Consider the following 12,706-nt stretch of genomic DNA (forward strand, 5'->3'; position numbering starts at 1 on the left):
CATCTGATAGTCGCGACGCGCTTTAGTCCTGCATCGGCTCGCCGAGCGTATGCATCAGGCGGTTCGCCCAGCCGAAGATCGCTGAGGAGAGGACGAGATCGAGAGCCTCCAGCTCGTCGAGCCCGACGTCCGCCAGCGCCTGCGCGTCGGCCGCGACCGCTTCGGGCGGCGTGGTCGACAGTCGGGCCGAAAAGTTGAAGATTTCCTGGAGGTGCTCGTCGAGCGTCGCCTCGAGACCATCGGCGAACACGGCTTCGATGACATCCGTGCGTTTTGTCAGATTGTTGAACCGGGATGCATGGACGGCGGCGCAGTAGACGCAGCGGTTGACGACGGAGGCGGCGACGGCACCCAGCTCACGCTCGCTGGCTGCCAGTCCGTCCTTGCCGTACATGATCAGGTTGAACAGGGGCGAGCGGACCGCGAGCGTCTCGGGGTCGTGCGCCAGGGTCAGCACATAGGGCGAAATGCCCTTGTTCGACGGCGTCGTCTGCATCGCTGCATGCTGCTCGTCGGTGGCGGTCGCGAAATCGACCGGAACGACATAGGGCTGCCAGCGCGGCACCGTGGTGGTGAAGGTGTGGACGACCTCGCTCATCGCATCTCTCCCAGCAGCTTCAGGCCGGCGAGAACCCGCACCTGGTAATTGACGAAAGCCGCAAGCTCCGCGAGCCGGACGATGTCGGCGTCGGTTGCGCCGACCTGGCGCAATGCCTCCACATGGGCGCGCGTGGCATCGCGCGGCGCGACCGTGAGCCGGTCGGCATGACGAACGATCTCGGCGGTGCGCGGATCCGACACGTTTGTGTCCGGCTCGGCGAGCAAGGCCGTCGCCGGTTCGTCGGCGCGGGCAACGAGCGTGTCGTAGTGGCTTGTGAGCGCCGGGCTGCGGTTGTGGCGCGCCATGCGGGCGGCGAGCGCAGCCCTCAGCCCGTGCGACAATCCGCCGGGATCGCGTGGCAGAAGCACTGCGTCGTGGGCCGCTTCACTGAGGCGCAGGATCTCGGCGCGTTTCTCCATGGCTTCCGCGAGCGCGGAACCCGGCCTCACAGAGGCAAGAGTTTCGATGAGTGTCAAAACAAGCTCCTCAATACGTCAGCGGACACAAGTCTTAGGTAGGTCGGACCTCTCACTATGTCAAATTAGAATGCTAAACAGGTTTTGATGTGAATTTTTTATTTATTGACAGTCGTCAAATGAGAATTGTCATGCTTTACTGACATGAAGGAGAGTGTTTGATGTCCAGCATGCATTCTAACTCGTTCGATATCCGGCAACTTGAAGCCTTCGCAGCGGTGATGTCGACCGGCAGCGTGACCGGGGCGGCAAGGTTGCTCGGCCGGTCGCAGCCGGCGGTCACGCGGCTGATCCAGGATCTGGAGGCCGATATCGGCTATGCGCTGCTGCATCGAAGCGGCCCGCGCATCAGCCCGACCGCGCGCGGTCTGCTCTTTCACGCCGAAGTGGAACGCCATCTCGCCAGCCTCGCCCACATCCGCGAACGGGCGAACGCCATCGGTCTCGATGAGCCGCCGTCGCTGACGATCGCAGCCACCCCGTCGCTTGCGGCCGGCGTTCTGCCGCAGGCGATCTCGGCCGTCGCGCCGGACCTGATACCGCGTCATCTCCATGTACAGGCGCTGGCAGCAGAGAACGTCGTGCAGGCGGTGCTCGCCCGCTCGGCGGACTTCGGGATCTCAAGCCTGCCGCTGGAACATCCCGGCCTCGACGTGCACTGGATTGCCGAAGCGCCCTGCGTCGTCGCTCTCGCCGCCAACGATCCGCTCGCCAATGATGACGTGGTGCGTCTCTCCGATCTCGCCGAGCGCCGCATCATCACGCTCGCCAATCCCTACCGCCTGCGGCATCGCATCGACGAGGCCCTGGAGCGGGCGGGTGTGGCGCCGCAACGGATGATCGACGTCAACGCCTCGCTGACGGCCCTGACAATGGTTCGGGCCGGACTGGGCGTCGCCATCGTCGAGCCGGCGACGGTCTGCGGCGTTCCGCTCGAGGGGATCGTGATGCGCGTTCTCGACCACACCATCCCCTTCCTGTTCGGCGCCATCTCGCCTGCCGCGATGCCGCTGACCCTGACGGTCGCCGCCGTGATCGATGCGGCGCGCGCCGTGGCGCTGGCGATGCCCGGTTGCCGGCTGCATGACGCAGGCGGCGTCGAAGCCTTGGCCGACACCGTCTACGGCGGCAGCCCGATCACCGAGGACGTGCCGTCATGAGCGATCTCTCGACGTTTCCGAACAGTCTCGAAGCGCTCGAGGCACGCCTGCGCCAGGACCTTGCCTGGCTGGAGCTGCCGGCCAAGTCATGGGTTCCGCCTCGCGTCCTCGACGGCCAAGCGGTCGTCGACGTCGTGATCATCGGTGCCGGCATGGCCGGGCTCGTGGCCTCCGCCATGCTGAAGCGGCTCGGCGTTGCCAACCACATCCTTCTCGACAAGGCGCCCGCCGGAAGCGAGGGTCCGTGGGTCACCTTCGCCAGGATGCGAACCCTACGCTCTCCCAAGCAACTGACCGGGCCGGCAATGGGGCTGCCGGCGCTGACGTTCCGCGCCTATTACGAGGCGCTGCATGGCCGCGATGCCTGGGTCGCGCTCGACCGGGCGCCGCGTCAGACATGGATGGACTACCTGGTCTGGTACCGGCGCGTGCTTGACCTGCCGGTGCGTAATAGGATCGCCGTCGATGCCATTCGTCCGCGCGCCGACGGCCTGCTCGATGTCGTCTGTCGTCATGATGGCCGGTCCGAAACGACGATCGCGCGCCATGTGGTTCTGGCGACCGGCCGCGACGGCCTCGGCGGTCCCTTCGTACCGTCGATCGCCCACGGCATCGAGCGCAAGTTCTGGGCCCATACCGCCGACCCTATCGATTTCGCCGCATTGCGCGGCAAGCGGGTCGGCGTCGTCGGAGCCGGCGCCTCGGCGATGGACAACGCCGCCACCGCGCTCGAGGCCGGCGCCGCCCGGCTTGACCTGTTCGTGCGCAGGAGCGACCTGCCACGGATCAACAAATTCACCGGCATCGGCAGCCAGGGCGTGGTGCATGGCTTTGCCGGTCTGCCGGATGACTGGAAGTGGCGCTTTCTCGACTACGCCATGCGCGCGCAGACGCCGCCTCCGCGCCCGAGCGTCCTGCGTGTCAGCGCATTCCCGCAGGCCCACCTCCATCTCGGAAGCCCGATCGATCGATTGCAGCAGCAAGGCGACGATATCGTTGTGACGACGCCGAAAGGCAGCTATCCCGTCGATTTCCTGATCTTCGGCACCGGCTTCACGGTCGACCTGACGAACCGGCCGGAACTCGCTGCCGTCGCATCCCATATCCGCCTCTGGCGCGACCGTTTTCCCGTGCCCGCAGACATGCGAAACGACGAGCTTGAAACCTCGCCCGACCTCGGCGACGCGTTCGAGTTCCTCGAGGCCGAGCCCGGCGCCTGCCCGGCGCTGGCCCGCATCCACTGCTTCAACTTCCCGGCGACGCTCAGCCACGGCAAGCTCACGGGCGACATTCCCGCAATCAGCGAAGGCGCCGACCGGCTCGCGCGCGGCATCGTCAGGGCGCTCTTCGTTGCCGACCGCGAGCGTCATTTCGCCGATCTCCAGGCCTTCGACACGCCCGAATTGCTCGGAGACGAGTGGGCCGACGAAACCGCGACGTTTTCCGACCTATCTGCCGAAAGGACACCGACCCGAAATGCTTGAGCTCAAAAACCTAAAGCTGTCCTACGGAAACACCCAGGTCCTCAACGGCGTCGATCTCTCGGTGAACCGCGGCGACGTGGTGTCGATCATCGGCCCCAGCGGCACCGGCAAGACGACGTTGCTGAAGTGCATCAACTATCTGGCCAAGCCGGCCTCCGGCACGATCGCCTTCGATCAGGTCAGGATGGACTACCGGAAACCGGACCACACCGCGGTCCAGGCGATCCGGCTGCGGACGGCGATGGTCTTTCAGCAGTTCAACGTCTTCAAGAACATGACCGTCATCCAGAACGTGATGGATCCGCTCGTGGTCGTGCAGCGCAAGTCGAAGGACGAGGCGCGTTCGATCGCTTTGCAGGAGCTTGAGCGGGTCGGCCTTTCGAACAAGGTCGACAGCTACCCGTCCCAGCTTTCCGGCGGCCAGCTGCAGCGGACCGGCATTGCGCGGGCGCTGGCCGTCAAGCCTGACGTCATGCTCTTCGACGAACCGACGTCGTCGCTCGACCCCGAACTCGTCGGCGAGGTTTTGAAGGTGATCAGGGACGTCACGTCGTCAGGCATCACCTCGCTCCTCGTCACCCACGAGATGCAGTTCGCCAAGAATATCTCGAACCGCATCGTCTTCATGGATCGGGGCGTCGTCGCCGCTCAAGGCAGCCCTGCCGAGATCTTCGACACGCCCTCCAACCCGCGCCTTGCCCAGTTCCTGAGTTCCGAACACTCCATCCAGTAAAGAAAGGATGCCTGACATGTCTTCCATCAAGTCGACTTCCCGCCGCACCTTCGGCCTCGCTGTCGCCGGGGTTGCCTTTGCCCTCGCAACCGCGGGCCTATCCCATGCCGAGGACGTGCGCACCGTCAAGATCGCGACGGCTGCCGAATCCAAGCCGCTCTCGTGGGGTGCCATCGGCGTCGAGCCGCAGGGTTACGAGCCCGACGTGCTGAAGGCGATCAACGCCAAGCTGCCGCAGTACAAATTCGAGATGGAGGGTGCTGCCGACATCGCTCAGGAGACCGGCCTCGCCACCGGCAAGTACGACATCGCGACCGGCGGCTACTACCGGGCGCCCGCGCGCGAAAAGCAGTTCCTCATTCCGGAGAGCCCGATCGGCGCCAGCCTGATCAAGATCTACAGCCGCAAGGACAGCGGTATCAACGAGATGAAGGATCTGGTCGGCAAGAAGATCGTGCCGGTGACGGCCGGTGGCGGCATCTACAAGTTCGCCACTGCCTGGCAGGAAAAGAACCCCGATTCTAAAATCGAGATCACCGCCTCCAGCGCCGGCATTCCCTATCCGGACCGCCTGAAAGAGGTCGAGAACGGCAAGTACGACGCGCTGGTTCTGCCGTCGAACCTCGGCGAGCAGACGGTCATCGACCAGCAGAAGCTCGAGGTCAAGGCGAGCGAGCCGGTCGCGATCAACAACACCTTCGTCCTGATCCATCGCTCCGAGGAGAACAAGGCGCTCTCCGCAGACATCGACAAGGCTCTGAAGGAGCTCAAGGCCGACGGCACGCTGGCAAAGCTCTCGCAGAAATGGTTCGGCGAGGACATCACCACGTACATGAAGTAACGCCGGCATGAAGTAACGCCGGGAAACGATCGGCGATCAGGCTAAGACCGAAACAAGGAGTGTTCCGAAGTGGACCTATCCATCATGATCCCTGAGCTGCTCAAGGCGCTGCCGCTGACGCTTGCGATCACGTTCACGGCCATGATCGCCGGCTTCCTGCTGGCCCTGATTGCGACGACGTTCCGGGTGCGCAGGATACCGGTTGTGAGCCAACTGGCCGACCTCTACGTCTCCTACGCCCGGAGCGTCCCCGTCGTGCTCCAGTTGTTCGTTGCCTTCTACGGACTGCCGCTGGTCGTCGCTCTGTTCGAGGTCGAGGACTTCGTGTCCCCGAACGTTGCGGCCATCGTCGGCCTCAGCCTCTACCATGGAGGCTATCTTTCCGAGGTTCTGCGGCCAGCCTACCTCGCCGTAGAACGCGGCCAGCACGATGCTGCCGACAGTCTCGGATACACATTCCTTCAGAAGATCCTTCGGGTCGTCGGACCCCAGGCGGTGCACATTGCCCTGCCAGGCTACGGCAACTCGATCATCTACCTCATCCACAACGTCGCACTGGTGATGTACATCGGCGCCGCTGATGTCATGGCGACCGCCCATCTCGTCATGGAGCGCGACTACAACCAGTACCAGTTCGAGACCTACCTTGTGCTGGCGGTGATCTATTCGCTGCTATGCCTGGTGGCATGGATGGTCGTGCGCTTTTTCGAAACCCGAAACGCAAAGTTTACGCCCAATACCGCACCGGCCAAGGCCACCATCATGGCAAGCGTCTGATCGAATAGGAGGTCATCACATGTTCGATTCCGAAGTCCTTCTTCCCGATCTCTGGGACATCCTCGGCGCGGTTCCGGTGACGCTCGCCATGGCGCTTGGCATCTTCGTCTTCTCGACGATCGTCGGCAGTCTTTTCGCGATGGTGGAATATCGGCGGGTCCCGCTGCTTCGGGAACTGGTCGTCGCCTACAAGGTGGTCTTCAAGGGCGTTCCGATGGTCATCGTGATCTTCCTCGCCTATTACGGCCTGCCGCCGACGCTGCAGTTCCTGACCTCGCTCGTCGGCATCGACTATAACGGTCACTCGACGCCGAACTGGATCACGCTCATCGTCGCCCTGACCGCCTGCGTCGCAGCCTTCCAGGCTGAGGTCATCAAGGGCGCACTCAACTCCTTCGACAACGGTCAGGCCGATGCGGCCTACTCCCTGGGCTACAAGCGCAGCCAGGTGTTCCGCCGGGTGATGCTGCCTCAGGTTATCGTCGCGGCCATCCCCGATCTTGCCAACTCCATCATGGTGATCATGAAGGCGCTGTCGCTGGGATTTGCAATCGAGGTCGTCGACATCTTCGCGCAGTCGCAGCTGACCGCCGCGCTGAACTTCTACTACCTCGAAGCCTTCCTGATCGCGGTCGTCATCTACATGGTGATCGCCTATATCGTCACATACGCCGCCGACCGGATGGAACGGGCTCTGAGGGTTTGGGCCTAGGGGCAGTTTGCGCTTTCTCGGAGCACGATGCACGGGATCAGGATTTCCACAGTCGTTTCGGCATGTAGCGGCCAGAGGGCTCATTTCTGTGGCGAGCACTGGAATACGGTGGGCGACGGCGCTGTACGCCGATCAGCCCTCATGGTGAGGGTGAGGAGCGGAGCAATCGATCCAGTGAATCGATTGCAGTGACAAACGAAGGGCCGTCTCGAACCACGGGGGCGGGTAATTGGACACCAGCGATCCGCATCTGTGAGGGCCTGTGGCCAGCCCCGTCCTTCGAGGCCCCTGCGGGGCACCTCAAGATGAGGCTGGAGAGAAGGCGCGCCTTGGAATGGGCCGGCGGCCGTTTGTCGCCTTTTTCATTTCTGCGAGTAAGTGCTCCCTCCCGCCTCAATCTCGCCGCAATCGTTATAACATAACCGTAATGTTATTACATTGTAGGATGCACCATGGCCCCGAGCCCCGACCGCCCCTTCGTCAGCCTGCTCGGACAGTCGGCTTTTTCAAGGGTGATCGGCATGGCGCTGGTCATTGCCGTCCTTTGGCTGGCGATCCACTGGGCGGTTTTGCTGCCATGACGCCGTTGATCCGTCTCGAGAATCTGACCGTCGCCTATAACCGGCACCCCGCCGTCCATCATGTCTCCGGCGCCTTTGCCTCGGGCAGCCTGACGGCGATTGCCGGGCCGAACGGGGCGGGCAAGTCGACGCTGCTGAAGGCGATCATGGGGGAGCTTCGCCCCGCCGAAGGCCGGGTCGAGCACCGGCTGGGGCGGGCGGAATTCGGTTATCTCCCGCAGGCGGCCGAGATCGACCGGCGCTTTCCGATCTCGGTCATCGATACCGTCATGCTCGGCGCCTGGAAGAAGACGGGCGCCTTCGGCCACATCGCGGCCAGTGAGGTGAAGAGGGCAGGCGAGGCGCTCGCAGCCGTCGGCCTCGAAGGCTTCGGCCGTCGTCATGTCGGCTCGCTCTCGGCCGGCCAATTCCAGCGTGTGCTTTTTGCCCGGCTGCTGTTGCAGGATGCCGGCATCATCCTGCTCGACGAGCCGTTTACGGCAATCGATGCCCGCACCACCAGGGATCTCGTCGATATCGTCACCCGCTGGCACGGCGAAGGCCGCACCGTGATCGCCGTGCTGCACGATTTCGAGCTGGTTCGCGCCCATTTCCCGCAAACCCTGCTGCTCGCCCGCGAACTGGTCGGCTGGGGTGCGACCGCAGATGTCATGTCCTCCGTCAATCTCCTGAAGGCCCGCGCCATGGCCGAGCGCTGGGATGAGGATGCGAATGCCTGCGCACCCGAAGAGGCGCCGGCGGCATGACGGCTTACGATCTCTTCCTCGCACCCTTTGCCGATTACGGTTTCATGCGCCGCGCGCTCGTCGCCTGCCTCTGCCTCGGGCTCGGCTCGGGACCGATCGGCGTTTTCCTGATGCTGCGGCGCATGAGCCTGATGGGCGACGCGATGAGCCATGCCGTGCTGCCCGGGGCTGCGATCGGCTACCTCGTCGCCGGCTCCCTGTCGCTGACGGCGATGGGCCTCGGCGGGCTGATCGCCGGCCTGTCGGTGGCGCTGCTGTCCGGCGCCGTCAGCCGGATGACCGTGCTGCAGGAGGATGCGAGCTTTGCCAGCTTCTATCTCGCCTCGCTGGCGCTCGGCGTGCTGATCGTCTCGCTGCGCGGCTCGAATATCGATCTCCTGCATGTGCTCTTCGGCACCATCCTGGCGATCGATGCGCCCGCCCTTTATCTGATCGGCGCGATCACCTCGCTGACGCTCGTCATCCTCGCCTTCATCTACCGGCCGCTGGTGGCCGAATGTTTCGATCCGGGGTTTCTGCGCGCCGTCGGCGGGCGCGGGCCGGTCTATCACGTGCTCTTCCTGTTGCTGGTGGTGCTGAACCTCGTCGCCAGCTTCCAGGCGCTCGGCACGCTGATGGCCGTCGGCCTGATGATGCTGCCGGCAGCCGTCGCCCAGCTCTGGTCGCGCAGTCTGCCTGTCATGATGGCGATAGCAGCCGCAAGTGCTGCCGCCTCCGGCTATCTCGGCCTGATCGCCTCCTACCATCTCGAGCTTGCCTCCGGCCCGACGATCATCATGACGGCGGCGGTCCTTTACGGCTTTTCTATTCTTTTCGCGCCCTCCGGCCTGGCCCGGCGCTTCTTTCCCCGCCCGCATTTGAAGGGCTGATCCCAAGGAGACTTCGATGACACCGCACAGACTGCTTCTCTCCGCAGCAATCCCCGCTTTGATGGCGCTGTCGGCCATGCCCGCCTCCGCCGAAACGCTGAAGGTGGTGGCCTCCTTCACCGTGCTTGCCGATGTCGTCAAGCAGGTCGGCGGCGAACACGTCAAGGTGACGAGCCTCGTCGGGCCGAACGGCGATCCCCACGAATTCGAGCCGTCGCCGGCCGACGCGAAGAATTTGAACGCCGCTCAGGTGACCTTCGTCAGCGGCGAGGGGCTGGAAGGCTGGATGGACCGGCTGATCACCGCCTCGGGCTATAAGGGCAAGCCGGTCACCGTTTCCGAAGGCATCAACACCCGCACCATGGAAGAGGACGGCGAAAAAATCACCGATCCGCATGTCTGGAACAGCCCCGTCAACGTCAAGATCTGGGTCGCCAATATCGAAAAGGCGCTGTCATCGGCCGATCCCACGGACGCCGCCGCCTTCAAGGCCAATGCCGAGAAGTACACCAGGACGCTGGACGAGCTGAACGCCTACGCCCATGCGAAATTCGACAAGGTGGCCGACGATCGCCGCAAGGTGCTGACCAGCCATGACGCCTTCGGCTATTTCGGCCGTGAATATAATGTCAGCTTCCTGGCGCCGCTTGGTCTGTCCACCGAAAGCGAGGCCTCGGCCGCCGACGTCGCCAAGCTGATCGAGCAGATCAAGGGCGAGCATGTGAAGGCTTATTTCTTCGAGAATTCCAACGATCCGCGCCTGGTCAAGCAGGTCGCCAAGGCAACCGGGGCCGAGCCGGGAGGCGAGCTCTATGTCGAATCCCTGTCCGACGCCAAGGGGCCGGCGCCGACCTATGAAAAGATGTTCAAATACAATGTCGACCAGCTCGCCGCCGCCATGGCGAAGTCGAGCTGAGGAATCGAGGGCTGCAGGCCTAACCTGCGGCCCTCACATATTGAGGTCGAAGACCAGGATGCCGGCAAGGCCTCCATCCGTCGACGAGACGATGCGCTCGCCCACCGTCACATGCTCGGGATGGATGAGATAGGCGTCGCGGGCTTCGGCGCTTTCAAAGGTCACGGCAAACCCGTCGACGAAGCCGCCATGCAGTCCCTCGGGCGAAACATTCGGCCCGTATTTGATATCCAATATGCCGGGAATGAGCTGCTTCAGGGCGGCGATCGCTTCGAACAGCGACTGCTTGTCGTCGTTCGTCATCGCGGTCTTCAGCCGCAGGAACACGCAGTGCAGGATCATCAGTGGTCCTCCCGATTTCTTTGGCCGATTTTCTTTGGCCCGATTTTCTTTGGCTGGAGAATAGCGGCGAAAGCCGGGAGAGCAATGAGATTTATTTTCACGCAGGCGTTGCGCCGCAAGCCGGCAGATTACATCTGGTCGGTCTTGACCATGGGCCGCTTGTAGATCTTCTGGACGAGATCGCTCGCCAGCGCGCGGGCTTCGTCTTTTTCAGCCGGCGTCATCGGCCGGCAGGTGTTCCTGGTGTTTGAACTGTCGAGCACGGTCGTAGAGCCGGAATTGGCGATGACGAGATGCCAGCTGCAGGAGGCGACCTTGTCGATGGCGACGGCACCATGGCAACCGGTGGACAGGCAGAAGGCAATGGTCCTCTGCGCCCCGTTGTCGCCTTTATAGGCCAGCGCGACGGCTTTCTTGATATCCGTGACCCATCGCTCGCATTGCGCCTGTTTTGCCCCGGGCTGGCAGCTCTTGGTAACGGGAGTGACGTCACCGGCCTGAAGCGGCGAGACGCAAAAAACACCCATCGAGAGGGCGAGCAGAAACTTGAGCATGGGATTTTCCTTGTGCAAGCCATGAGAGACGCACATCGCAGGCCGTTGGTCAATGGCCACTCGCAAAAGGGAAGGGTGGCGCGCCAAGCAGATGTTGGCGCGCCACCGGGAAAATCCGAAATTGTGTCGATCCGTCGCCGCCGCTATTCCAGAATGACCACGGCTTCGACCTCGAAGAGCATGGGGTCGATGGCAAGCTTGGGAACGGGAATCAACGTCTGCGCCGGCAGTGCTTCGCCGAACATGTCCTTGACATTGCTGGTCAGCACCTCGAGCTTGGACATATCGTGATCGACCACGAAGACCGTCAGCTTGGCGACCTGATTCGGCCTTGCGCCGAGCGCATCGAGGGCGGTGCGCAAATTCGCATAGGCCTGCTTCACCTGGACGGCGAAGTCGGGCGACAAGGCCCCCGTGTTGTCCTGGCCGCCCTGTCCGGAGATATAGGCCAGCCGGCCCTGGCGCGGCACGATCACCGCCGTGCTGTAACCGTTCGGCGAGGGGTCGTAGAGGTTTTTCGGATTGACGATATCAAGCTTGAGATCGTCCTCATTGGCTGTTGCCGCAGTTGGAACGCTGATGGTCATGATGATGAGTCCTCCGATAATGAGATGCTTGATTGCACGTGACATGGCTTCTCCTGGCTTCCCCAGGGCTGCGAGCGACCGATCCTCGCGGCCTGCAGGATGGAATCTTATCGCCACACGATACGACTCGTACGACGTACGATTAAATTGCATCGTACGTCGTACGAGTCAATCGGTCAGCATCGACATTCCCAGTATTGTCGGCTTAGATCGACGTCTGGATCGGTAAGGAAGACGAATGGCAGCCAAACGCAGCGGTGCTGAGAGTAAAGGGTCTGGACGGAGAGGTGCGTCACCTCAGTCCGGGCAGGAGCCGCGCAGTGAACCGCCTCTCTCGCTGGAACGGATCGTGGCGACTGCGGTGGATCTGCTGGACGCCGAGGGCGTCGACGGACTGAAGATGCGCCGGCTGGCCGATCGTCTCGGCGCGGGCGCGATGAGCCTCTATTGGCACGTCGACAACAAGGAAAAGGTCTTCGATCTGGCGCTGGATTCGGTGCTCGAATATCGCGGCCCGCCTGATATCGTCGAGTCTCGAGACTGGCGCGGGGAAATCGTACATATGCTCGAAGACTGGCGCGCCAGCATGCTGCGCCATCCCTGGTCGGCCTCGCTGCTGCCGCGCCGGGCGCTCGGCCCGAACATCCTCATTCGCCTGGAACTGCTGAGCAAGACCTTGTCCGGAGCCGGTGTCCGTGATGCGGATTTGAACGTCGCCATCTGGTCGCTCTGGAACTATGTGATCGGCGCGACCATCACCCGGGCGAACTTCGATCTCTCGGATGACGACAGGGCGGCCGCGCAGCAGCGCCTGACGGGTCTCAGCCAACACTATCCGACGATCGAACGCTCTCGTCTGCTGCTGGATAATGATTGGGACGGCGCCTTCAGGAAGGGCCTCGACTTCCTGCTCGATGGCCTCGCTCCGAGACAGTGAACATTCGTCATTCCTGGACGAGAGGGTGCCGGATTCTGCGCGCCTGCCGCGGGTGGGCGCGCGCTGCCGCGACACGGCTCCCGGCTATTTCCGCAGGATTTTTTCCATCGCTTTCCCTTTCGCGAGTTCGTCGATCAATTTGTCCAGATAGCGGATTTCCCGCATCGTCGTTTCCTGGATGTCTTCCACGCGGACACCGCAAATCACGCCTGTAATCAACGATCGGGAGGGATTCATCTGAGGCGCTTGCGCAAAGAAATCCTCGAAGTTGGTCTTCGCAGCCAATTGGTCGTCCAGGCTCTGCTGGTTATGCCCCGTCAGCCAACAGATGATGTCATCGACCTCCGTCTTCGTGCGTCCCTTCTTCTCTGCCTTGGCGACATAGTGGCC

General features: G+C 62.9%; 16 protein-coding genes and 1 pseudogene. 11 read left to right on the plus strand and 6 right to left on the minus strand.

The annotated features are described in order from the left end of the window. Positions 1 to 22: 22 nt before the first annotated feature. Together GFM02_RS23825 and GFM02_RS23830 are read right to left on the minus strand one after the other, a co-directional pair. Positions 23 to 598, minus strand: coding sequence for a peroxidase-related enzyme (locus tag GFM02_RS23825; RefSeq protein WP_003546005.1), 576 nt, complete (start codon positions 596 to 598; stop codon positions 23 to 25). Beyond that, positions 595 to 1,077: a CMD domain-containing protein gene (locus GFM02_RS23830; RefSeq protein WP_168322990.1), complete on the minus strand. Its 483-nt coding sequence runs from the start codon at positions 1,075 to 1,077 to the stop codon at positions 595 to 597. The genes GFM02_RS23825 and GFM02_RS23830 overlap by 4 nt, the downstream gene beginning before the upstream one ends. A gap of 161 nt (positions 1,078 to 1,238) precedes the next feature. On the opposite strand from GFM02_RS23830, the gene GFM02_RS23835 reads away from it, so the two are divergent. The 10 genes from GFM02_RS23835 to GFM02_RS23875 all read left to right on the plus strand — a co-directional run bounded on the left by GFM02_RS23835 (position 1,239) and on the right by GFM02_RS23875 (position 9,896). Further along, positions 1,239 to 2,237: a LysR family transcriptional regulator gene (locus GFM02_RS23835; protein ID WP_168322991.1), complete on the plus strand. Its 999-nt coding sequence runs from the start codon at positions 1,239 to 1,241 to the stop codon at positions 2,235 to 2,237. Next, positions 2,234 to 3,721, plus strand: a complete 1,488-nt coding sequence (locus tag GFM02_RS23840) for an NAD(P)-binding domain-containing protein (protein ID WP_168322992.1) — start codon at positions 2,234 to 2,236, stop codon at positions 3,719 to 3,721. The genes GFM02_RS23835 and GFM02_RS23840 overlap by 4 nt, the downstream gene beginning before the upstream one ends. Then, on the plus strand, positions 3,714 to 4,454 hold the full coding sequence (locus GFM02_RS23845) for an amino acid ABC transporter ATP-binding protein (RefSeq protein WP_168322993.1): 741 nt from the start codon (positions 3,714 to 3,716) through the stop codon (positions 4,452 to 4,454). Before GFM02_RS23840 ends, GFM02_RS23845 begins: the two co-directional genes overlap by 8 nt. A 16-nt stretch (positions 4,455 to 4,470) precedes the next feature. After that, a complete protein-coding gene (locus GFM02_RS23850) occupies positions 4,471 to 5,295 on the plus strand; it encodes an amino acid ABC transporter substrate-binding protein (RefSeq protein WP_168322994.1) in 825 nt (274 codons plus the stop codon). 69 nt (positions 5,296 to 5,364) lie between these two features. Then, positions 5,365 to 6,072, plus strand: coding sequence for an ABC transporter permease subunit (locus tag GFM02_RS23855; RefSeq protein ID WP_168322995.1), 708 nt, complete (start codon positions 5,365 to 5,367; stop codon positions 6,070 to 6,072). 19 nt (positions 6,073 to 6,091) lie between these two features. Then, positions 6,092 to 6,784, plus strand: coding sequence for an amino acid ABC transporter permease (locus tag GFM02_RS23860; RefSeq protein ID WP_168322996.1), 693 nt, complete (start codon positions 6,092 to 6,094; stop codon positions 6,782 to 6,784). Positions 6,785 to 7,236: 452 nt separating this feature from the next. Continuing rightward, positions 7,237 to 7,365 carry a hypothetical protein gene (locus tag GFM02_RS35485; RefSeq protein ID WP_281411277.1) on the plus strand — a complete coding sequence of 43 codons (129 nt, stop codon included), beginning with the start codon at positions 7,237 to 7,239 and terminating at the stop codon, positions 7,363 to 7,365. After that, positions 7,362 to 8,111 carry a metal ABC transporter ATP-binding protein gene (locus tag GFM02_RS23865; protein WP_168322997.1) on the plus strand — a complete coding sequence of 250 codons (750 nt, stop codon included), beginning with the start codon at positions 7,362 to 7,364 and terminating at the stop codon, positions 8,109 to 8,111. The genes GFM02_RS35485 and GFM02_RS23865 overlap by 4 nt, the downstream gene beginning before the upstream one ends. Continuing rightward, positions 8,108 to 8,980: a metal ABC transporter permease gene (locus GFM02_RS23870; RefSeq protein WP_003557122.1), complete on the plus strand. Its 873-nt coding sequence runs from the start codon at positions 8,108 to 8,110 to the stop codon at positions 8,978 to 8,980. Before GFM02_RS23865 ends, GFM02_RS23870 begins: the two co-directional genes overlap by 4 nt. A 16-nt stretch (positions 8,981 to 8,996) precedes the next feature. Continuing rightward, positions 8,997 to 9,896, plus strand: coding sequence for a metal ABC transporter substrate-binding protein (locus tag GFM02_RS23875; protein WP_138387947.1), 900 nt, complete (start codon positions 8,997 to 8,999; stop codon positions 9,894 to 9,896). Positions 9,897 to 9,929: 33 nt separating this feature from the next. Here the strand turns inward: GFM02_RS23875 and GFM02_RS23880 are convergent, their stop codons facing one another. From GFM02_RS23880 to GFM02_RS23890, 3 genes are all read right to left on the minus strand, one after another. Beyond that, positions 9,930 to 10,238, minus strand: coding sequence for a Dabb family protein (locus GFM02_RS23880; protein WP_130681468.1), 309 nt, complete (start codon positions 10,236 to 10,238; stop codon positions 9,930 to 9,932). A gap of 128 nt (positions 10,239 to 10,366) precedes the next feature. After that, entirely contained in the window at positions 10,367 to 10,792 is a 426-nt protein-coding gene (locus GFM02_RS23885; RefSeq protein ID WP_041936192.1) for a hypothetical protein, read from the minus strand. Positions 10,793 to 10,935: 143 nt separating this feature from the next. Continuing rightward, positions 10,936 to 11,424 (minus strand): RidA family protein, encoded by a 489-nt coding sequence (locus GFM02_RS23890; RefSeq protein ID WP_168322998.1) that lies wholly within the window; start codon positions 11,422 to 11,424, stop codon positions 10,936 to 10,938. A gap of 193 nt (positions 11,425 to 11,617) precedes the next feature. Between GFM02_RS23890 and GFM02_RS23895 the strand changes: the two genes are divergently transcribed. Next, a complete protein-coding gene (locus GFM02_RS23895) occupies positions 11,618 to 12,316 on the plus strand; it encodes a TetR/AcrR family transcriptional regulator (protein ID WP_168322999.1) in 699 nt (232 codons plus the stop codon). Positions 12,317 to 12,400: 84 nt separating this feature from the next. On the opposite strand, the pseudogene GFM02_RS23900 reads toward GFM02_RS23895, so the two are convergent. Continuing rightward, positions 12,401 to 12,703, minus strand: a pseudogene (locus GFM02_RS23900) (DUF2200 domain-containing protein); the annotation flags it as partial. Positions 12,704 to 12,706 lie beyond the last annotated feature (3 nt).

Origin of the sequence: Rhizobium leguminosarum bv. viciae (genome assembly GCF_012276115.1) — a bacterium.
Classification (GTDB): Bacteria; Pseudomonadota; Alphaproteobacteria; order Rhizobiales; family Rhizobiaceae; genus Rhizobium; species Rhizobium leguminosarum_T.

Coding starts and splice junctions, on each gene's coding strand:
- GFM02_RS23825 (WP_003546005.1), bottom strand. CDS start 598: ATGAGCGAGGTCGTCCACACCTTCACCACCACGGTGCCGCGCTGGCAG.
- GFM02_RS23835 (WP_168322991.1), top strand. CDS start 1,239: ATGTCCAGCATGCATTCTAACTCGTTCGATATCCGGCAACTTGAAGCC.
- GFM02_RS23840 (WP_168322992.1), top strand. CDS start 2,234: ATGAGCGATCTCTCGACGTTTCCGAACAGTCTCGAAGCGCTCGAGGCA.
- GFM02_RS23845 (WP_168322993.1), top strand. CDS start 3,714: ATGCTTGAGCTCAAAAACCTAAAGCTGTCCTACGGAAACACCCAGGTC.
- GFM02_RS23850 (WP_168322994.1), top strand. CDS start 4,471: ATGTCTTCCATCAAGTCGACTTCCCGCCGCACCTTCGGCCTCGCTGTC.
- GFM02_RS23860 (WP_168322996.1), top strand. CDS start 6,092: ATGTTCGATTCCGAAGTCCTTCTTCCCGATCTCTGGGACATCCTCGGC.
- GFM02_RS35485 (WP_281411277.1), top strand. CDS start 7,237: ATGGCCCCGAGCCCCGACCGCCCCTTCGTCAGCCTGCTCGGACAGTCG.
- GFM02_RS23865 (WP_168322997.1), top strand. CDS start 7,362: ATGACGCCGTTGATCCGTCTCGAGAATCTGACCGTCGCCTATAACCGG.
- GFM02_RS23870 (WP_003557122.1), top strand. CDS start 8,108: ATGACGGCTTACGATCTCTTCCTCGCACCCTTTGCCGATTACGGTTTC.
- GFM02_RS23875 (WP_138387947.1), top strand. CDS start 8,997: ATGACACCGCACAGACTGCTTCTCTCCGCAGCAATCCCCGCTTTGATG.
- GFM02_RS23880 (WP_130681468.1), bottom strand. CDS start 10,238: ATGATCCTGCACTGCGTGTTCCTGCGGCTGAAGACCGCGATGACGAAC.
- GFM02_RS23885 (WP_041936192.1), bottom strand. CDS start 10,792: ATGCTCAAGTTTCTGCTCGCCCTCTCGATGGGTGTTTTTTGCGTCTCG.
- GFM02_RS23890 (WP_168322998.1), bottom strand. CDS start 11,424: ATGTCACGTGCAATCAAGCATCTCATTATCGGAGGACTCATCATCATG.
- GFM02_RS23895 (WP_168322999.1), top strand. CDS start 11,618: ATGGCAGCCAAACGCAGCGGTGCTGAGAGTAAAGGGTCTGGACGGAGA.